This is a genomic window from Chryseobacterium sp. CCNWLW53, from assembly GCF_037083525.1.
GTDB classification, from domain to species: domain Bacteria; phylum Bacteroidota; class Bacteroidia; order Flavobacteriales; family Weeksellaceae; genus Chryseobacterium; species Chryseobacterium lathyri.
Genome location: NZ_JBAOJR010000001.1, coordinates 442,228 through 461,326, shown reverse-complemented (window position 1 = coordinate 461,326; position 19,099 = coordinate 442,228). Strand labels below are relative to the sequence as shown.

16 protein-coding genes are annotated in these 19,099 nt (G+C 37.0%); 8 read left to right on the top strand and 8 right to left on the bottom strand.

Translation table 11 applies throughout. The features are described from left to right. Nucleotides 1-203: 203 nt before the first annotated feature. The gene (locus V6R96_RS02095) at nucleotides 204-1,745 is read right to left on the bottom strand and encodes a glycine--tRNA ligase (protein ID WP_336377847.1); all 1,542 of its coding nucleotides are present in this window, start codon (nucleotides 1,743-1,745) and stop codon (nucleotides 204-206) included. A 285-nt stretch (nucleotides 1,746-2,030) separates the two neighbouring features. On the opposite strand from V6R96_RS02095, the gene V6R96_RS02090 reads away from it, so the two are divergent. Then, nucleotides 2,031-2,726 carry a pseudouridine synthase gene (locus V6R96_RS02090; protein ID WP_336377846.1) on the top strand — a complete coding sequence of 232 codons (696 nt, stop codon included), beginning with the start codon at nucleotides 2,031-2,033 and terminating at the stop codon, nucleotides 2,724-2,726. Between the two features lie 203 nt (nucleotides 2,727-2,929). Further along, nucleotides 2,930-3,967: a quinone-dependent dihydroorotate dehydrogenase gene (locus V6R96_RS02085; protein WP_336377845.1), complete on the top strand. Its 1,038-nt coding sequence runs from the start codon at nucleotides 2,930-2,932 to the stop codon at nucleotides 3,965-3,967. 36 nt (nucleotides 3,968-4,003) lie between these two features. Here V6R96_RS02085 and V6R96_RS02080 read toward each other — a convergent pair whose 3' ends face one another. After that, the gene (locus V6R96_RS02080; RefSeq protein ID WP_336377844.1) at nucleotides 4,004-4,888 is read right to left on the bottom strand and encodes a hypothetical protein; all 885 of its coding nucleotides are present in this window, start codon (nucleotides 4,886-4,888) and stop codon (nucleotides 4,004-4,006) included. 18 nt (nucleotides 4,889-4,906) lie between these two features. Next, entirely contained in the window at nucleotides 4,907-6,151 is a 1,245-nt protein-coding gene (locus tag V6R96_RS02075) for a DUF445 domain-containing protein (RefSeq protein WP_336378184.1), read from the bottom strand. A 73-nt stretch (nucleotides 6,152-6,224) separates the two neighbouring features. Between V6R96_RS02075 and msrB the strand changes: the two genes are divergently transcribed. The 3 genes from msrB to V6R96_RS02060 all read left to right on the top strand — a co-directional run bounded on the left by msrB (nucleotide 6,225) and on the right by V6R96_RS02060 (nucleotide 8,050). After that, nucleotides 6,225-6,743 (top strand): peptide-methionine (R)-S-oxide reductase MsrB, encoded by a 519-nt coding sequence (gene msrB, locus V6R96_RS02070; RefSeq protein ID WP_407934740.1) that lies wholly within the window; start codon nucleotides 6,225-6,227, stop codon nucleotides 6,741-6,743. A gap of 137 nt (nucleotides 6,744-6,880) precedes the next feature. Further along, complete coding sequence (locus V6R96_RS02065) at nucleotides 6,881-7,636, top strand: murein L,D-transpeptidase catalytic domain family protein (protein ID WP_336377842.1); 756 nt, start codon at nucleotides 6,881-6,883, stop codon at nucleotides 7,634-7,636. Between the two features lie 33 nt (nucleotides 7,637-7,669). Further along, nucleotides 7,670-8,050 carry a hypothetical protein gene (locus tag V6R96_RS02060; RefSeq protein WP_336377841.1) on the top strand — a complete coding sequence of 127 codons (381 nt, stop codon included), beginning with the start codon at nucleotides 7,670-7,672 and terminating at the stop codon, nucleotides 8,048-8,050. Nucleotides 8,051-8,229: 179 nt separating this feature from the next. Here V6R96_RS02060 and fabF read toward each other — a convergent pair whose 3' ends face one another. The 5 genes from fabF to V6R96_RS02035 all read right to left on the bottom strand — a co-directional run bounded on the left by fabF (nucleotide 8,230) and on the right by V6R96_RS02035 (nucleotide 12,679). Further along, nucleotides 8,230-9,474, bottom strand: a complete 1,245-nt coding sequence (gene fabF / locus V6R96_RS02055; RefSeq protein ID WP_111958762.1) for a beta-ketoacyl-ACP synthase II — start codon at nucleotides 9,472-9,474, stop codon at nucleotides 8,230-8,232. A 2-nt stretch (nucleotides 9,475-9,476) separates the two neighbouring features. Continuing rightward, the gene (locus tag V6R96_RS02050) at nucleotides 9,477-9,902 is read right to left on the bottom strand and encodes a PaaI family thioesterase (RefSeq protein ID WP_223558078.1); all 426 of its coding nucleotides are present in this window, start codon (nucleotides 9,900-9,902) and stop codon (nucleotides 9,477-9,479) included. A gap of 10 nt (nucleotides 9,903-9,912) precedes the next feature. Then, the gene (locus V6R96_RS02045) at nucleotides 9,913-11,181 is read right to left on the bottom strand and encodes an acetyl-CoA C-acetyltransferase (protein ID WP_336377840.1); all 1,269 of its coding nucleotides are present in this window, start codon (nucleotides 11,179-11,181) and stop codon (nucleotides 9,913-9,915) included. 11 nt (nucleotides 11,182-11,192) lie between these two features. After that, a complete protein-coding gene (locus V6R96_RS02040) occupies nucleotides 11,193-11,798 on the bottom strand; it encodes a TetR/AcrR family transcriptional regulator (RefSeq protein ID WP_336377839.1) in 606 nt (201 codons plus the stop codon). A 461-nt stretch (nucleotides 11,799-12,259) separates the two neighbouring features. Next, entirely contained in the window at nucleotides 12,260-12,679 is a 420-nt protein-coding gene (locus tag V6R96_RS02035; protein WP_336377838.1) for an OsmC family protein, read from the bottom strand. 484 nt (nucleotides 12,680-13,163) lie between these two features. Between V6R96_RS02035 and V6R96_RS02030 the strand changes: the two genes are divergently transcribed. From V6R96_RS02030 to V6R96_RS02020, 3 genes are all read left to right on the top strand, one after another. Further along, nucleotides 13,164-14,042 (top strand): AraC family transcriptional regulator, encoded by an 879-nt coding sequence (locus V6R96_RS02030; protein WP_111958772.1) that lies wholly within the window; start codon nucleotides 13,164-13,166, stop codon nucleotides 14,040-14,042. 409 nt (nucleotides 14,043-14,451) lie between these two features. Next, on the top strand, nucleotides 14,452-17,373 hold the full coding sequence (locus V6R96_RS02025) for a SusC/RagA family TonB-linked outer membrane protein (protein ID WP_174772327.1): 2,922 nt from the start codon (nucleotides 14,452-14,454) through the stop codon (nucleotides 17,371-17,373). 10 nt (nucleotides 17,374-17,383) lie between these two features. Further along, nucleotides 17,384-19,003 (top strand): SusD/RagB family nutrient-binding outer membrane lipoprotein, encoded by a 1,620-nt coding sequence (locus tag V6R96_RS02020; protein ID WP_336377837.1) that lies wholly within the window; start codon nucleotides 17,384-17,386, stop codon nucleotides 19,001-19,003. The last annotated feature ends 96 nt before the right edge of the window (nucleotides 19,004-19,099 follow it).

Genomic DNA, 19,099 nt, shown 5'->3' with positions numbered 1-19,099 from the left:
GTCTGATGAAGAAAGTATATGATGCTGAGTTTTTCTAAATATGAAAAACCTTATAGGTCTTCAAGACCTATAAGGTTTGTATTGTAAGTATCTTCTCTGCAGATTCGAAAGAATCAACGTCATTTGCCCAATCTGTGCGAGATTTTTAAATAGATGTTTATGCTGATAAATAACAATAAAAAAGCCCCAAATGGGGCTTGAGTCTATAGTTTAGAAAGTAAATTTCTGAAGTTTGTTTTCTCGTCGATGATCCTTCTTAATTCGGATACAGGAACTCTTTCCTGCTGCATTGTATCCCGGTCTCTTATCGTAACCGTGTGGTCCGTCAGAGAGTCATGGTCGATGGTGATACAGTAAGGCGTACCGATGGCATCCTGCCTTCTGTAACGTTTTCCGATCGCATCCTTTTCTTCATAGAATAGGTTGAAATCATATTTCAGATCATTGAAGATCTTTTCTGCGTATTCCGCAAGACCATCTTTTTTCATCAATGGAAGAATGGCCGCTTTAATTGGTGCTAAAGCCGGAGGTAAAGATAAAACCGTTCTTTCTGAACCATCTTCCAATACTTCGTCTCTCAGGCAATGAGAGAAGATAGAAAGGAATAATCTGTCTAAACCTACCGATGTTTCCACAACATAAGGGACATAGTTTTCATTTCTTTCAGGATCGAAGAACTGAAGTTTTCTTCCTGAAAATTCCTCATGAGCTTTCAAATCGAAATCAGTTCTGGAGTGAATTCCTTCCAGTTCTTTGAAACCGAATGGGAAGTTAAATTCAATATCAGCTGCTGCATTTGCATAGTGAGCCAGTTTTTCGTGATCGTGGAATCTGTAGTTGTCATCACCTAAACCTAAAGCAAGGTGCCAGTTCAGACGTTTTGTTTTCCACTGCTCATAGAACTCAAGTTCAGTTCCCGGAGCTACAAAAAACTGCATTTCCATTTGTTCAAATTCACGCATTCTGAAGATAAACTGTCTGGCAACAATCTCATTTCTGAATGCTTTACCAATTTGAGCAATACCAAAAGGAAGTCTGTGACGTGAAGTCTTCTGTACATTCAGGAAGTTAACGAAGATACCCTGAGCCGTTTCCGGTCTTAGATAAAGATCCATCGCAGAATCTGCAGAAGCACCTAATTTAGTTCCGAACATCAGGTTAAACTGTCTTACTTCCGTCCAGTTTTTAGAACCGGTATCCGGATCAGCAATTTCCAGTTCTTCAATTAAGGCTTTTACATCAGCAAGATCTTCATTTTCAAGATCTTTTGCCAGTCTTGAAAGAATAGCTTCTCTTTTTGCTCTGTATTCAAGAATCTTTGGATTCGTTGCAACAAATTGATCTTTATCGAAAGCATCACCGAATCTTTTCGCGGCCTTTTCAATTTCTTTATTCTCTTTGTCTTCAATTTTAGCACAATAATCTTCTACCAGAACATCCGCTCTGAAACGTTTTTTAGAATCTTTATTGTCAATCAATGGATCGTTGAAAGCGTCTACGTGGCCCGATGCCTTCCATGTGGTAGGGTGCATAAGGATTGCAGAATCAATGCCGACAATATTTTCGTTAAGCTGTACCATAGCTTTCCACCAATACTGTTTGATATTGTTTTTTAATTCGGCACCGTTCTGTCCATAATCATAAACAGCGGATAAACCGTCATAGATCTCACTGGAAGGGAAAATAAAACCATATTCTTTAGCGTGAGAAATCACTTTCTTGAAAACATCTTCTTGCTTTGCCATAATTTTTTTACGTCTGATGTGCAAAAATATGAATTTGGATTCCAAAATCATGGAATTCAGTAAAAAAAGAGTGTATTAACCGAAAAAATAGGTGTTTATCCAATTTTCCAATTATACTATACATTATAAACCTTCGTGGAAATGAAAAAATAAAGCAGGTAACAGCGCGAAGTTTCATGCAATTTTTAAGGAGCCGGGAACCTGCTGTCCGCTGTATCTTTTGCTTTGCAAAAGGATGCCGCTGCCATCAGGGCTAAATCAGTATAAAATTTCTACTTTTGTCTCATGTTAGAAATTCTTTATCGCGACGAGCATCTTATTGCCATCAACAAACCCAGCGGATTACTGGTTCATAAATCTTTTTATTCAGGAGAAGCTGATACTTATGCTATTCGGGAGTTGAGAAATCAAATTGGGCAAAAAGTTTTTCCTGTACATCGGTTAGACCGAAAAACTTCAGGTGTTTTGCTGTTCACTTTAGATAAAGAAACATTGAGAACGATGAGCGATCAGTTTGCATCACGGGAAGTTGAAAAGAAATACATAGCAATTCTTCGTGGATGGACGAAAGAAGAAGAGACGATCGATTACGATTTGATTAATGAGAATGAAGTCAAGCAGAATGCAATCACTTATTATCGCCGTTTACAGACTTCAGAAATCAATTTACCGTTTTTAAAGCATCAGACTTCCAGATATTGTCTGGTAGAAGCCATTCCTGAAACGGGAAGATTTCATCAGTTGAGAAAACATTTTAAACATATTCTGCATCCGATTTTAGGTTGTCGGAAGCACGGTTGCAATAAACAGAATAAATTGTGGCTTCAAACATTTGACATCAACAAAATGACACTTCACGCCCATCAATTGATTTTTAATCATCCTATTTCTAACGAAAAAATTACGGTAAATGCCACTATAGATGATGAGTTCAAAAGAGTAGGGGATATTTTGAATTTCGATTTAAGTTCGTATTCTTAAATTAAGCGCAAAGATTGTATTAATAAACTTTCTATGTTATAGAGCAAGTTTCTAGGAAATATCCTTGTCAAGGTTTTAAACCTTGACAAGGATAAAAAAACTATTGTGTTTTATAGATGGTGTTTATAAAACAATTTGATAAAATATCATAGGTTAGCTGAACATTAATTTTAAATTGAGTATTTTTGTAAAACTTTTTTTCAATGTACAAAAGTATCATCAGACCCATTCTCTTCAAATTTGATCCCGAGGAAGTTCATCATTTTACATTTTCAATGCTTAAAAATTTTGGATTTCTTACCAAATTATTTTTGCCCAAACCTATTGAAGACAAGCGACTGGAAAGAGAAATTTTCGGATTGAAATTTAAAAATCCTGTAGGGTTGGCTGCGGGTTTTGATAAAAATGCGGTCTTGTTCAATGAGTTGGGTGATCTTGGTTTCGGATTTGTAGAAATCGGAACCGTAACACCAAAAGCTCAGGCAGGAAATCCTAAGAAAAGATTGTTCCGTCTCATTGAAGATGGCGGAATTATCAACAGAATGGGTTTTAACAATGATGGTCTTGAAGCTGCCATAGAAAAACTCAAAGGAAATAAAGGGAAAATAATCATCGGTGGAAATATCGGAAAAAACACCAATACAAGCCCAGAAAACTATACCCAGGATTATCTGGACTGTTTTGAAGGCCTTCATCCCCATGTAGATTATTTCGTCCTGAATGTAAGCTGTCCGAATGTGGGAAGCCACGCCAAACTGGAAGATGTGGAATATCTGCGTGAGCTGATTACAGCAGTAAAGAAAATCAATCAATCGAAATCTGTACAGAAACCTATATTACTGAAAATCGCTCCGGATCTTAATAACAACCAGTTAGATGAAATTGTAGAATTGATTGCAGAGACAAAAATTGACGGAGTCATTGTTTCCAATACCTCTGTCAACCGGGAAGGCTTAAAAACTTCACCAGAGGCTTTAGCAGAAATAGGAAATGGTGGATTGAGTGGAAAACCTATCCGCGAAAGAAGTACAAAAATGATCAAATATCTTTCCGATAAAAGCAACAGAGCTTTCCCAATCATTGGAGTAGGAGGAATTCATAGTGCAAAAGATGCAATAGAGAAACTGGATGCTGGAGCAAGTCTGGTACAGCTTTACACCGGATTTATCTACGAAGGTCCGGAACTGATCAATAACATCAATAAAGAACTTTTAAAAAGAGCCGGCAGGCTTCCAAGATAAGACAAAGAGAGTTGAGAAGCTCTCTTTTTTATTTTGTTATTTTGATTTGGAAACAGAAGCATTTTTTATATCCACTGTCAGAATATAAGGAGGATTATTATATGATTTTTTAATATTAAACTGTAGTATATTAGCGTTTTTGGTTTTTACCTTTTGTGTTTCAGATATTCCTTCAAGGCAACTTTCAGTAAGAAATTCTTCATAGTTTTTATAATTCCAGTTCTTGGTAAAATACAAAACCCTGTATCCTTTTTCACCATCACTGGCTCCACACATTCCGCAAAAATTAAAATTGGACAAGTTTTCAAAATAAAGCAATATTCTGTTTCCTATACTATAAGCGGCTGTTGATAATAATGTATTTCCCCCCAGTCTATTCATGAAATCAAAAGTATTGAGCTTCTTATTGCCAGGAAGAAGTAAATAATTGTTATACCGGTAGATCATTGGATTGCTGGTATATAATTTAGCTGGTTGTGATTGTTTTCCCATATAGAAAGTCCCGGAAACATTCTGTTTTTTATCACTTCTTTCAAATAACAGGGACTCCTTAGGTTTTAAAAAGCGTGCAATGCTGTCTGTTTTTTCCACTTTACGCGGAGAAGTGATAGCTTCCCTTAATTCTTTTGCATAATATTTATGTCTGTTTCCAAAATTATAGAGATAGAGCACCCCCAAATCATAAATTCCTGTTAGTGGAATTTTCTTCTGATATTTGTCGTAATAGTACCATCCGTCTACAAAATGCTGGTACTGGTTACAGTCAACAATTCCAGTGTAATTAAGCTGCATGGTAACCGGAACTCCCGAAATTTCCCCTTTGAAGATCTGTGAGGAATCTGTTACTGCTTTTAATTCAACTTTTTGACAGAAACAGAGCGCAAAAAGAGGAAATAGCAAAATGATAAATAGTTTTTTCATGGTTAGTTTTGATAGTTTTTAGAGGAAGAAATTGGCGATGGTGTAGATGATCAGGCCGACAAGTCCTCCAACAAGCGTTCCATTGACCCGGATAAACTGCAGGTCTTTTCCCACTTCCAGCTCCAGTTTCTCGCTTAGCTCTTTGCCCTGCCAGTTTCCTACGGTGGAACTGATGAGGTTTCCGAACTGATGGGTGTTTTTAAGAATATATTTATAAGCAGTCACCCGAACCCAATGATCTATCTTATTCTGAAGATTTTCATCCGTTTTTAAATTTTCGGAAAATTCATTCAGGTTTTTAGTGAGGTAGGTTTTTAAAGAAGATTGGTCATCCTGTAACTCCTTCATCAGAGTTTTCTTAATGGAAACCCAAATGTCATTAGAGTATTCATCAAGTTTATCATTTTTCAGAAGGCCGTTTTTGATGGTTTTAAATTCATCATCCCATTTCGGATCTTCTTTCAGATCGGTAGAAAAATCATGGATCTTCCGGGTAATCAGATTTCGGATTTCATGGTCAGGATCTTCTTCTATCTCCCTGAAAAAATCTGAAAGTCCACTGGCAATTTTATCTGCAATTTTATTGTCAACAAAAGAAGGAATGAATGAATAACTTCCTTTCTGTACGCGTTCTTTGATCATTTCATCATTTTCGATGATATAATCTTTGATCTGCTTGGAAAGATTGGTAACGATTCTCTGGTGGTCATTTTTTTCCAGGATATAACTGATACCATTTCCCACCACCTTATTAAGCTTGATATCATCCGTCATTTCTGAAACTTTCTTGCTGATAAACTGGCTCACAGAAGTATCATCGAGTTTATTGAGAATATCCAGAACAATATCCGAAAGATTTCTGATCAGGATTTCCTGGCTTTTTTCTTTTCCAAGCCATTCTCCGACGAAATTCGAAATTTTAAGCTTCTGGATATACGGACGAATATTTTGAGGCGAAAGAAAATTACTCACGACAAAACTGCCGAGATTATCTCCCAGCCTCTGTTTACTGTTTTCGATGAGGTTTGTATGAGGAATGGGAAGCCCAAGCGGATGCCTGAAAAGAGCAGTCACAGCGAACCAGTCTGCTAAGGCTCCAACCATTGCTGCTTCGGAAAAAGCCCTCACATAGCCAAGCCAATGAGATGGATTCGACTTCTGAAGTAGGGTAGTGGCAATAAAAATAACGGCCATCAGGACAAATAATCCGGTGGCAAACATTTTATATTTTCTCAGCTGTTTTCTTTTTGCTTCGTCATTCATATTCTCAAATTTACTAAATTTGGTAATGAAACCATCATTATAACTAGGATGGAATTCAGGACTAAAATGTACAATGAAATTTTTAGTTTTCATCATATTATTAACCTTTTTGCAGGCATGTCTGCAGAACCCCCAATCTATTAAAACCTTTCCTATGGAAAATAAAGAAGCAAAAAATAATCCATACTATTCCAGAACCGATACTTCAAAACTTGATGTTTCTAATGATGAATGGGAAAAGATCCTTACCCCGGATTTATATGCTATTGCCAGAGAGGCTGCTACAGAAAGAGCGTTTACCGGAAAGTATAATGAATTTGATGAAACCGGTGATTATTATTGTGCTGTCTGCGGGAATCATCTTTTCCGTTCTACTTCAAAATTTGCGAGCAGCTGCGGATGGCCAAGCTTTTTCGAGGCAGACAAAGAAGGTGTTTATTACAAGAGAGACACTGCATATGGAATGGAAAGAGTGGAAGTGCTTTGCAAACGGTGTGACTCCCATCTCGGACATGTTTTTGTTGATGGCCCGAAACCTACGGGGCTGCGGTATTGTATGAATTCTGTAAGCCTGGAATTTGTTCCGGATTAGCCAAAAAATACAGCTTTAATTCACAAAATCAGGACGTTAAAGTTTCTTAAATTCAGTTAAACTTTGTGGACTTATAAGGGTCTGGTAATTATGTTTTTATAATTTTGCCTCACTAATTTGGAATTTAATATTATTGAATGAAAGGAATTTATAGTGTATTAGGCCTGGTGTATATGGTCACGACTTCATTCTATCTTTCGCCGAGAAAGGCAGTAAAGAATGAGAATGTCAATACAGCAAAAATTGTAAAAGTAGCAGAAACGAAATCTGAGAAGACCGCTGGTACAGCATCTTCGTCAGAAGAATTGTACAAATCAATTCCATTTGACCCTGAACATGAACTGAATTACGAAGTTTTCGCAAAAGCATTGACAGGTTTTGAAAATTTAAAAAAAGCAGGATTGCTGAACCAAGACTCGCATTTATTGACTATCTGCGATTTTTCTATGTCTTCGAATACAAAAAGACTTTGGGTAATTGATACCAATGAGAAAAAGGTACTGTTCAATTCACTGGTAGCACACGGAAAAAATACAGGCGAAGAATTTGCGTCGAATTTTTCTAATACGGAAAGTTCGCTGCAGAGCAGCTTAGGATTTTATATCACAGATGCTACTTACCAGGGAGACAACGGATATTCTTTGAAATTGTTGGGGATGGATAAAGGTTTTAATGATGCCGCCTACAGAAGAGCTATCGTGATGCACGGAGCAGATTATGTAAGCGAAGAGTTTGCATCCATGCATAAAAGAATCGGAAGAAGCTGGGGATGTCCGGCCGTTCCGAAAGCATTAACGCAGCCAATCATTAATACCATAAAAGGGCGAAATTGCCTTTTTATTTATTATCCCGATCAGAAATACCTTTCTTCTTCGGAATGGCTGAGGTCTTAATTCAGAGTAATTATTGTATAAAAATAGTATAATTTGAAAAGCACAAGTGATTCTGTTCCTGCCGTAAGGCTCGTGAATAGTCCTGATGGGACCAGTAATTTCGAAATAGGAAGAATTCCTACTTTGAAGCAGATGAACACAAACGCTTTTTGGATAAGTACGACCACTGAAGAGTGGGAAAAAGAGGTGCACACTGCCCCGCGAAAGCAATATGTGGTAACGCTGAAAGGCAAGATCCGGTTTAAGGTAAGTAATGGTTCCACATTCCATATCGAACCGGGAATTATCCTTTTAGCAGAAGATGTAGAAGGTGAGGGGCACAGTTGGGAAATAGAAGAAGGTGAACAATGGGAAAGGTTATATATTCCAATTGCAGACAATGCGGATGATTTTTTTATACAAGATTCTGAGTAAAAGATCTGTCATTTAAGAAAGTAATAAATTTCTTAAAAAAAGAATGAAAGGCAAAAAGCAGTCAATTTTGACTGCTTTTGTTGTTATTTAACCTGAATTTGGGTTACTGCTTTTGGTTTTATCCTTGTCAGGGATAATTAAGCAGATTCTGTTAAACCTGCAAATTAAAAACTATTCAATTAACCGTTGAATTTTTTAAAAACCAAACTCGCATTATGTCCTCCAAATCCAAAGGCATTGCTTAACGCGAAATTAATATCCTTTTCTTTAGCTTCCCCAAAAACGATATTTACATCTTTCGGAATGCTTTCATCAATATGATGAAGATTGATAGTAGGAGGGATAATTCCTTTTTCCACAGCCTTGATAGAAAGGATGGCTTCTGCGGCGCCGGCAGCACCTAGTAAATGCCCTGTCATGGATTTTGTAGCACTGATATCAAGATTTTTATTTCCTCCGAATAATGTACTGATCGCTTTCAGCTCTACCAGATCTCCAAGCGGAGTGGAAGTAGCATGAGGGTTCAGATAATCAAGATCTTCAATATTGGCACCAGCTTCTTTCATAGCCAGCTGCATGGCTTTAATGGCACTGACTCCCTCCGGATGAGGTGCAGTCATATGATACGCATCTGCGGTCATAGCAGCACCAGCCAGTTCAGCATAAATTTTGGCTCCTCTTGCTTTGGCATGCTCATACTCTTCAAGGATCAAAGCGCCGGCACCTTCACCCATGACAAAACCGTCTCTGTCTGCATCATAAGGACGGCTTGCTGTGGCGAAATCATCATTTCTGGTGGACATTGCTTTCATAACTGAGAAACCACCCACAGAAGCAGGCGTAATAGCTGCTTCAGAACCGCCGCTCACAATCACTTTAGCTTTTCCAAGACGGATATAGTTGAACGCATCCATCAATGCGGTGTTTCCTGTTGCACAGGCTGAAATGGTTGTATAATTGATTCCCTGCAGTCCGAATTTCATAGAGATCATTCCTGAAGCCATATTGGCAATAAATTTAGGAACAAAGAAAGGATTGAATTTTGGCGTTCCGTCTCCGTCTGCAAAATTCATAACCTCAGTTTCAAATGTGATCATGCCGCCTTGTCCGGTTCCCCAGATCACGCCCGTATCGAATGGGTCCATTTTCTCGAATTCGAGCCCCGAATCCTGAATTGCTTCTGTAGAAGCATACATTGCATATTGTGAAAATAGGTCACTTCTTTTTATTTCATTATGGGTCAGGTATACTTTCGGATCAAAGTTTTTCACTTCACAGGCGAAGTGCACTTTAAATTTCTCTGAATCAAAATGGGTAATTATACCTGCTCCACTTACACCGTTAATGCTATTTTGCCAAAAATCTTCGACATTGTTCCCCAAAGGCGTTACCGCGCCCAGTCCTGTAATGACAACTCTTTTCATACTTAGTTATTAATTTTGAATAGATTAGAGGTTCCCCTGGCAATCAGTCTTGTTTTGTCTGCGTTCCATATTTCGCATTGTGCATTGACAAACTGCCTGCCTCTTTTTATAATTTTCGTTTCGGCTACAATATTATCATTTTCTTTTGCAGTTGAAAAATAATCGATCACATTATTGATGGTCGTTATGAAAGAATTTTCGTTCAGGGAGAACATTGTGGCTCCAATAATGTCGTCAACGATGGCTGCAGTGACACCGCCATGAAGGTTTCCGATCGGGTTAAGCCATTCCGGTCTCACGGTATATTGGAATTCAAGATGTCCTTCTTCTGCAGAAACTACAATAGGGTTGAGCCATTTCATAAACGGAGATGGCGACTGGTCAAATTCCTTTCCAATGAATTGCTGCAGTTGTGTTAATCTGTCCATATTTTTCTTTTTACTTTTCTAAAATCATAGTTACACCCTGTCCGCGCGCAGCGCAAATAGAGATGAAGCCTTTCCCACTGCCCTTTTCGTGAAGGAGTTTTGCTAAGGTGCCGATTATTCTTCCACCCGTAGCTGCAAAAGGGTGTGCTACTGCGAGGCTTCCGCCTTTTACATTCAGTTTATCCCTGTCAATTTTCCCCAGTGCTTTTTCCAGTCCGAATTTTTTAGCAAGATCATCATTTTCCCATATCTTGATGGTGGCAAGGACCTGTGCGGCAAAAGCTTCATGAATTTCATAATAATCAAAATCTTCCAGACTCATTCCTGCCTTTTTAAGCATTCTGTCTGCTGCAAAAACAGGGGCAAGAAGTAGATTTTGTTTGTTTTCTACATATTCAATTCCTGCCACTTCTGAGAAAGTAACATAGGCTAAAACAGGAAGACCATTGGCATTGGCCCATTCTTCACTGGCCAGAAGTACGGCAGAAGCGCCGTCTGTAAAAGGAGTTGAATTTCCGGCAGTCAGAGTTCCGTTCTCTTTATCAAAAGCAGGCTTCAGCTGTGAAAGTTTTTCAAGGCTGGTGTCTCTGCGAAGATTATTGTCTTTATCTAAGCCGAAAGCGGGAATGATCATATCATCAAAAAATCCTTCATCATAAGCTTTGGCCATGTTTCTGTGACTTTTGAATGCCAATTCATCCTGCTCCTCACGGGAAATCTGGTAATATTTTGCTGTAATTTCGGTATGCCCACCCATCACCAGACCGGTTTTCGGTTCCTGTCCTCTGTAAGGAATGGGCATCCAGTCTTTCAACTTTGGGCTTAACAGTTGTTTAAGTTTTTTAAATACTGATTTTTCTTTATTGGCTTTTAATAAAGCTTTCCTTAATCTCGGTGCGGATTCAAACGGAATATTACTCATTGCTTCAACGCCACAGGCAATTCCACTTTCTATCTGTCCCAACGCAATTTTATTTCCAATGTATACGGCTGCCTCAATTCCGGTATCACAGGCTTGCTGAAGATCACATGCTGGAGTAGCAGGATCAAGCGCAGTATTCATCACTGTTTCTCTGATGAGGTTGCTTTCTGAAATATGTTTGATAACGGCACCTCCAGCTACTTCGCCTAAGAGTTTTCCCTGTAAATGATATTTGTTAATCAGTCCGTTGAGAGACGCTTCCAGAAGCTCCTGGTTATCCAGGTCTGCATAGGCTGTATTAATTCTGGCAAAAGGAATTCTGCTGTATCCTACAATGGCCACTTTTTTTGTTTCCATATTGAAAAGTTTTATGATGGAAGTATTTTTACCTCTTTATCGATCATGAATAATATTCTGTCTAAAGCCAGGTTTAAGTATTTTTCATCTTCTGTTGTTTTAGAAAGAAGAATTCCGCCCTCAATGAGCATAATAAATAGTGACCCGTATGCGTCAGCATCGATATCCGGCTGTATTTCTCCTGCTTTCTGCCCCTCAATAATGACGGCTGTTATTTTTTTGATCCAGCCTTCAAACGATTGGGTCACCTGTTTCTTCAGGCTGGGGAAGGTATCATCAGCTTCGGTAGCTGCATTCATCAGAGGGCAGCCCCCATTTTCAAAGACTGCTTTCCAGTTTTTACGGTAAAAACTAACAAAAGCATTTAACTTATCAATCATAGTTGGAAATTCCTCTCCTAAAGATCTGGCCATACTTTTAGACAGAAGACTGGAGTTGTATTTGTAAACTTCAAGCGCAACCTGATCCTTATTGTCAAAATTTCCGTAGATGCTGCCTTTGGTAAGGCCCGTAGCTTCCGTAATGTCAGATAAAGATGTAGACAGATAACCCTTGGTATTGAACAAAGAAGCTGTTTTCTCAATAATAAACTGTTTGGTCTTTTCTGCTTTTGACATTTTAAGTATTTAATATACTGCAAATATACATAAAATATACCGATTGGTATATTTTGTTTTAAAATTGTGTGCTTTCATTTAACAAATATGCTACTGAAAAGGTTCTGCTACAAAAGGAACAAAAGTTTTAAGACACTTAAGTTGATCTAAAGTTTAAAATCATTGTGCTAAAGAAGATCACTTAAGTTTTTTGAAAATCTTTGATTTTCATAATCTATTGAAGTCTAATAAAAAAATCTGTGTAATCTTTGTGATCTGTGGGAAAAACTTTTCTGCTTAATTTGAGAATTTCAGATAAAATGTTTTCACCAAAAAAATAAACCATTAAGATCTTTTAAGCAGTAAGATTAATCAAGAATCTGCCAGCGGATAGAAGCAGTTTACTTAAAAATATTGTTTGATATTCTTAACCTTCCTTAATCACTTAAAAAAATCTTAATGGTTCAAGAAGAATTTTGCTGTTATTGAGCTAAAGTAGCACTCAAAGTAATTTCGAAATTGAAAGCTGCACTTACAGGACAACCTTCTTCTGCAATTTTAGCATATTTTTGGAATTCCTCTTCAGAAAGTCCCGGAACTTTTGCGGTAAGAGTCAGTTCAGATTTTGTGATTTTTCCAATGCTTGGATCTAGGGTGATCACAGAGGTTGTTTTTAATTCTTCAGGAGTAAAACCAGCCTGGGAAAGCTCGGCACTCAGTTTCATCGTAAAACATCCTGCATGTGCTGCCGCCAATAATTCTTCGGGATTTGTCCCTACTCCGTCTGCGAAACGGCTGTTGAAAGAATACTGTGTTTCGTTTAAAGTTGTGCTTTGAGTAGTTAAGTGTCCTTTACCTTCTTTGATGTTACCGTTCCAAACGGCTGTTGCGTTACGTCTCATAATGTTTGTTTTGTTGTTGTTTTAATATGTTGTTTTGATGATACAAAGATAGAGCGGTTGTAAACCGGAATCAATGGATAAAAAGCCTTAAATATTGTACTTTTTTCCCGATAAGTAATTTTTGAAACTTTATCATGATAAAATCTATACTACATTCATAGTCCGAAATTAAAAAGTATTTTAAATGTCATATCTGAATTGAGTTCTACTGATGGCTTTGGATTTTATAGTGGCTTCTAAAAATAACCGTCGCCTCATATAATTTAGCTAAAGATACAAAAAGGCGTTTTGAAATTATCAATAGAATGCATCTATTATTTAAAAGCATTATTGTTATTTATAATAGACATTAATTTAAATTCTAATTTGCTGTTTTTATTAAAAATAAAGAAAAAATAAAAATTATATATTAATTGATTGGTTTTTTATCAAATTTGTAAAAAGTTCTGTATTGAATAATAACTTTAATTTTTTCAAAGATTAGATGAGCAAGCTAGAAAATATTTTGAGAGAAATAACTCCATTATCTCCCGAGGACAGCTTTCTTGTGTTTGACCGGATAAAGGCTTCTTTTGATTTTCCGTATCATTATCATCCGGAGATCGAGATCAATTTTATCAGCAAAGGAAAGGGATACCGCCGTATGATCGGTGATCACACAGGGGAGATTGGCGATATCGAACTGGTGTTGGTGGGTCCAAACCTTCCGCACTGCTGGGCCAATCATAAATGCAAAAACAGGAAAACCCATGAAATCACAGTGCAGTTCAATCAGGATTTTTTTAATCAGTCCATGATGGATAAAAATATCCTGAAACCTATCAGCAACCTGATGAAGGACTCCATCCGGGGCATTTTATTTTCTCAGGAAACGGCAGAAAAGCTTAAAGACTCTTTTTTCAACTTATCCAAAATGAACAGTTTTGAATCTTTTATTGAGATCATGAAAATTCTTAATGAACTGGCCATTGCCGAAGACAAGACATTGTTATCCTCTTACAGTATAGAGCTTGAAACCTTTGCCGATAATGATAAAATGAAGATAGTTCATGATTTTGTGCATAAAAATTTTGAAAGCAAAATAACACTTCACGACGCTGCATCCCTTATCAATATGAGCAGCGTAACTTTCAACAGGTTTATCAAGAAAAGAACAGGCAAAACCTTTGTGAATTATCTGAATGAAATCAGGATCAGCTATGCGGCAAGATGGCTCATGGAGAAAAATCTGACGGTTTTTGAGACTGCATTTGAAGCCGGTTTTAATAATATCGCCAATTTCAATAAAGTTTTCAAGTCTATTAAAAAAACAACCCCTACAGAGTTTAAAGAGCTTTTTAAAGGAGTGAAAAAAATCGAGTAATCCTTTTTATTAAATAAATACATTTTAATCATAAGATCCGGATAGTTGTATCCGGATTTTTTTGATGTAATCAAATGTATTTTAATCAAAATATGCTGAAAAAGCACTACATATTAATTATAAATAATAAGTCTGATATCTACTTACCATACTGTAAATCAGGGTGTAATTTCGGTTTAACAAAAACGTATGAAAAAATAATATCGTTTTATGATAAAATAGCATTATATCTGACTGTGAACAAAATTTAGATTTGTTAATGTGAATTAAATCTTAACAAAACTTTAATTATTTGATGTGAATAGGATATAATGTTGCAGAAAAACGAAGATAAATCCTGTTTTAAAATCTAAACAATATTTAAGGCAATGTAGTTGATTCTCAAATAAATCTTAATAAAACTAACCTTATGAGAAAAACTGTTATACCGGTTTTATTAGCTATTTCTTTATCTGCCTACGCACAGGAAACAAAACAGGCAGATACTGCTAAAACAACCAAAATTGAAGAAGTGGTGGTGACCTCTTTGGGGATTAAAAGGCAGGCTCGCTCCCTTACTTACTCTAGCCAGCAAATAGGAGGAGATGAACTTACAGAAGTAAAAACGCCCAATCTTTTAAACTCTATTAACGGGAAAGTTTCCAATGTACAGATTAATAAAACCAATGGTGGTGTCGGAGGTTCCGTAAGAATCACCATGAGAGGTGACAAATCCACAAGAAATAGCCAACCTTTGTATGTTATTGATGGAGTTCCTATCGTCAATAATACAGGTATTACAGGAACAGGAGGTCCAAACGTAGATTATTTTTCAGGAATGCCAGACACTGGAGATGTTTTAAGCACAATAAATCCTGAAGATATAGAAAGCATCAACTTCTTGAAGGGTGCTTCTGCGGCGGCCTTGTATGGATCGCAAGGAAGTAATGGTGCAGTTTTGATTGTGACGAAAAAAGGAGTTGCAGGAAGGAGCAGTATTTCGTTTTCATCCAGCATTACTTTCGATGATGTTTACAATTTACCAAAATTACAAAACAGTTATTTACAGTCAACCCCTTATAATGCGGCTACCGGAGCTACAGGTACTTATGATAGCTGGGGGGCAAAAGGAGCTTCTAAAGATTATGTGAAAAATTTTTTCGATACGGGAATTACAAGAATCAATAGTTTGAGCTTCCAAGCAGGGAATGAAAAAACAACTAATTTTTTCTCATTGGGTAGTACTAATAATACCGGTGTAATCCCAACTTCTACATTTGATCAATATAATATTAACTATAGAAATTCCAGTAAATTTCTTAACGATAAACTGACATTGGATGCCAACGTAATGGCTTCTTTGCAGGATTCTAAAAATAGATTAACACCGGGTTCTTACTTCTCGCCAATTAGTAATTTATATTGGTTGCCAAGAGGAATCGATTTTGATCAATTCAGTGGAGATAACTATACCTATTTTAACAATACCCGTTTTTTACCTGCACAAAACTGGTGGGCAATCAGGCCGGATGGTGGTTTTGAGGATAGTGAAACCCAAAATCCTTATTGGATTCTCAACAAAAATCCTGTTACGACCAAAAATAAAAACTTCTACGGATCTGCAAGTTTAAGTTATGCCTTAAACAGCTGGTTAACTGCAAAATTAAGAGGAAATTATAATTATTATAATTCTGACACACAACGAAATATTTATGCGTTTTCTAATAATACTGTGAGTGGTATCAATGGAAAATTATCAAAAAACACCATTGAGAAAACCACAACGTATAGTGACTTTATCTTAGCGGGTAGCCCAAAAATCAGTGATAATTTAAGTTTTGATTTTACGGTTGGAACAAGTATTTCTGATCTTAAATATACAATTACCAATATAGAAAACAACAGATTATTTACTGCCAATCTTTTTACTTTAAATAACCTTGCTTGGAATGGTGAGGGGAATGGCTACAAAATTGACACCCCACATCGACAAGATCAGTCGGTTTTTGCGAGTGCCAATTTTGGATACAAAAGATTATTGTATTTAGATCTTACGTATAGAGTCGATTGGTCTTCTACATTATCAAAAGCCCCTAAAAATAATTTTGATTATTATTCCGCAGGTCTTAACTCTATTTTAAGCGATGTTTTCAAGCTTCCTGAAGCTATTAACTTTTGGAAAGTAAGAGCATCATACGCAACTGTGGGGAATGCTTTAGATCCTACATCTACCAACCCACAACCTATTTTTAATGGTGGTGTAATTACAGGATCTTATAGCTCAGCACCTGTTGATATTGTAAACTTTCCACAATTTGCCTATCTGTTTCCACAACCGGAAATGAATAAAACGTTTGAAGCGGGAACAGAATTCAGGTTGTTTAATAATAGATTGAGTTTCGATTTTACGTACTATAATTCAAATGTATCCAATCAATATCTAAAAAATGTAAGTACAGGAGGCAGTATATATGGTACCAATCTGGCAGGAATTGACATCAGTGCAGGAAAAATTCAGAATACTGGTTTCGAATCCAGTTTGTCTTACAAAGTATTGGATTCTAAGAAATTTGGTTGGACGGTTGCTGTAAATGCTTCTGCAAATAAAAATAAAATAAAAGAAGTATTCCCAATCGGTTTCTATACAGGAAGTGGTGATGTAAAACCGTTTTTCTTGACTGGTGGTGGCTACAACGGAATTAAAGTAGGTGGTTCTTTCGGAGATATTTACGGAACTGCTTTCTTGAGAGATGCGCAAGGAAGGATTGTAGTTACTGCAGAAGGAGTTCCGCAATTGGCTGCAGACAGACAAACGTATTTAGGAAATCCAAATCCTAAATTTATGTTAGGTTTTAATAACACATTTAATATCGGGAAAGTAAATATTAATTTCCTGATTGATGGTAAATTCGGGGGTAAAGTACTGGGGATTACACAGGCTTTGAATGACAAAAAAGGAGTAAGCCAAGTTTCTGCAGATGCCCGAGACAATGGAGGTGTTTCTATTGCCAATGCAGCCTATGCAAATGGAACGGCGTATACAGGAAAAACGGATGCAAGAGCATATTATGATGTAGTCGGAGGTTCAGGAGGCATTAATGAAGCGTATATGTATAATGCAACAAATGTAAGATTAAGACAGGCTTCTATTTCTTATCAATTCAGTATAAACGGTAAATATTTCAAAGATGCAACGCTAAGCTTAATTGGAACCAATTTATTCTTCCTATACAACAAAGCGCCATTCGATCCGGAACAGGTATCCGGTGTAAATCCGGGTGGAGTTGGGGTAGATATTCTTGGTATGCCGGTTACCCGTTCGATAGGTTTCTCAGTAAAAGCAAACTTTTAATACAATAATAATGAAAAATAAATATTTTAAAATATTAATGTTAGGTACAATAGGACTTTTACCCTTATTAAACTGTACCGGCAATTTTGAAGAAATAGATTCTGAATACAATGGGGTTTATGACGAGCAGCTTTTGGCAGATTTCGCGTTGCTTACCAATCCTTTAAGACAGATACAAAGCAATTTGCAAAATCCTCAAAACTGGATTTATCAATTGCAAACTAATTTAAATGCAGATATGTACAGCGGTTTTTTCAGTACAGCAACCCGTTATAATGGAGGAATAAACAATACCACATATTTTATGATGGATGGCTGGAACGAAAGAATTATGCTCAATCAATTGGAAGATGTTAATCAGCAATACAAAAATTTCAAGTTAAACGCTCCGAAATATTATCCGGGAATAGATTTTTCTCAATCTTTAGCAGTTCTTAATATTTCAAGAATTTTGGCAGCACAAAAAGTTTCAGATGCTCACGGGCCGGTAATTTACAGCAAATTTGAAACACCTGGTGCTAATGGTATTACAGATTTTGACTCTCAACAAGATGCCTATAATCATTTCGTTACCGATCTTAATGCAGCGATTGTTGCATTACAAAAACCAATTGGAGTAGAAGATAAAGCGGTAATTTCTAAATCAGACCTGGTTTTTGGGGGAAATACTGCTAATTGGGCAAAGCTGGCCAACTCTCTGAAACTGAGATATGCTATCAGGATCAGCTATGCAGATCCTGCAAAAGCAAAACAATATGCAGAAGAAGCACTTGCGTCATCTGCTGGATTAATTGATGATACTTCAGAAAATGCTTTGGTTTCTTATGGAAAGGCTTCTCCATTGTTTGATATTATTTATTCTTGGGGTGATTGTAAAATCGGAGCCCCTCTGATGGCATACATGAATGGTTATAATGATCCGAGAATTTCCTTATATGCACAGCCTGCAACCGATGCTGGTGTATTAAACCAATATGTGGGAGTAAGGCAAGGTGTGGATTTGAGTCCGGGTTACGGAAGCTACTCAAAGGCAGCTGCGATCTCTGCTAATGGAGATTACTTTTCTGGCTCCAATGGTAAAAACAAAATTTTTACTGCTGCTGAAGCATGGTTCTTGAAAGCAGAAGCTGCTATAAGAGGCTATGCAGGTGCTGGTGATGCAGGAACCAATTATAACAAAGGAATTTCTGTGTCTTTAGAAGAGTGGGGAAAGGCTGGAGGCTATGATGCTTATGTAAATAATTCTACCTCTACAGAAGCCCCTTATATAGATCCCAAAAATCATTCTAACGATATTTTGCCGGGAAACCCACAGCTAAGTACCATTACCATAAAATGGAATGCCACAGATTCTTTTGAAAGAAAATTAGAAAGAATTATGACCCAGAAATGGATTGCGCTTTATCCTGATGGTGCAGAAGCATGGGCAGAACAAAGAAGAACGGGTTATCCAATCATCTTCAAAAATGTATTGAATGATAGTCAGGGAACGATAAGCACTGACGCTATGATCAGAAGAATCCCTATCCCATCAAAATACCGTAACAGTACTTTGAACTATGCACAAGCTGTCCAATTACTGGGAGGCCCCGATACAGGCGGAACCAGGTTATGGTGGGATAAAAAGTAATAATTTTAAGCAGATCAATTATAAAGATAAAGAGGCCGTCTCAAAAGTTAGATTTAATTTTTTCATTTCGGCAGGAGAAATATCGGATAAACACTT

What these genes read in the sequence shown, in the direction of transcription:
- V6R96_RS02020 (WP_336377837.1), top strand. Translation starts at nt 17,384, where the DNA reads ATGAAAAATAAATATTTTAAAATATTAATGTTAGGTACAATAGGACTT.
- V6R96_RS02095 (WP_336377847.1), bottom strand. Translation starts at nt 1,745, where the DNA reads ATGGCAAAGCAAGAAGATGTTTTCAAGAAAGTGATTTCTCACGCTAAA.
- V6R96_RS02045 (WP_336377840.1), bottom strand. Translation starts at nt 11,181, where the DNA reads ATGGAAACAAAAAAAGTGGCCATTGTAGGATACAGCAGAATTCCTTTT.
- V6R96_RS02035 (WP_336377838.1), bottom strand. Translation starts at nt 12,679, where the DNA reads ATGAGACGTAACGCAACAGCCGTTTGGAACGGTAACATCAAAGAAGGT.
- V6R96_RS02080 (WP_336377844.1), bottom strand. Translation starts at nt 4,888, where the DNA reads ATGAAAAAACTATTTATCATTTTGCTATTTCCTCTTTTTGCGCTCTGT.
- V6R96_RS02085 (WP_336377845.1), top strand. Translation starts at nt 2,930, where the DNA reads ATGTACAAAAGTATCATCAGACCCATTCTCTTCAAATTTGATCCCGAG.
- V6R96_RS02065 (WP_336377842.1), top strand. Translation starts at nt 6,881, where the DNA reads ATGAAAGGAATTTATAGTGTATTAGGCCTGGTGTATATGGTCACGACT.
- V6R96_RS02030 (WP_111958772.1), top strand. Translation starts at nt 13,164, where the DNA reads ATGAGCAAGCTAGAAAATATTTTGAGAGAAATAACTCCATTATCTCCC.
- V6R96_RS02050 (WP_223558078.1), bottom strand. Translation starts at nt 9,902, where the DNA reads ATGGACAGATTAACACAACTGCAGCAATTCATTGGAAAGGAATTTGAC.
- V6R96_RS02075 (WP_336378184.1), bottom strand. Translation starts at nt 6,151, where the DNA reads ATGAATGACGAAGCAAAAAGAAAACAGCTGAGAAAATATAAAATGTTT.
- V6R96_RS02040 (WP_336377839.1), bottom strand. Translation starts at nt 11,798, where the DNA reads ATGTCAAAAGCAGAAAAGACCAAACAGTTTATTATTGAGAAAACAGCT.
- V6R96_RS02025 (WP_174772327.1), top strand. Translation starts at nt 14,452, where the DNA reads ATGAGAAAAACTGTTATACCGGTTTTATTAGCTATTTCTTTATCTGCC.
- msrB (WP_407934740.1), top strand. Translation starts at nt 6,225, where the DNA reads ATGAAATTTTTAGTTTTCATCATATTATTAACCTTTTTGCAGGCATGT.
- fabF (WP_111958762.1), bottom strand. Translation starts at nt 9,474, where the DNA reads ATGAAAAGAGTTGTCATTACAGGACTGGGCGCGGTAACGCCTTTGGGG.
- V6R96_RS02090 (WP_336377846.1), top strand. Translation starts at nt 2,031, where the DNA reads ATGTTAGAAATTCTTTATCGCGACGAGCATCTTATTGCCATCAACAAA.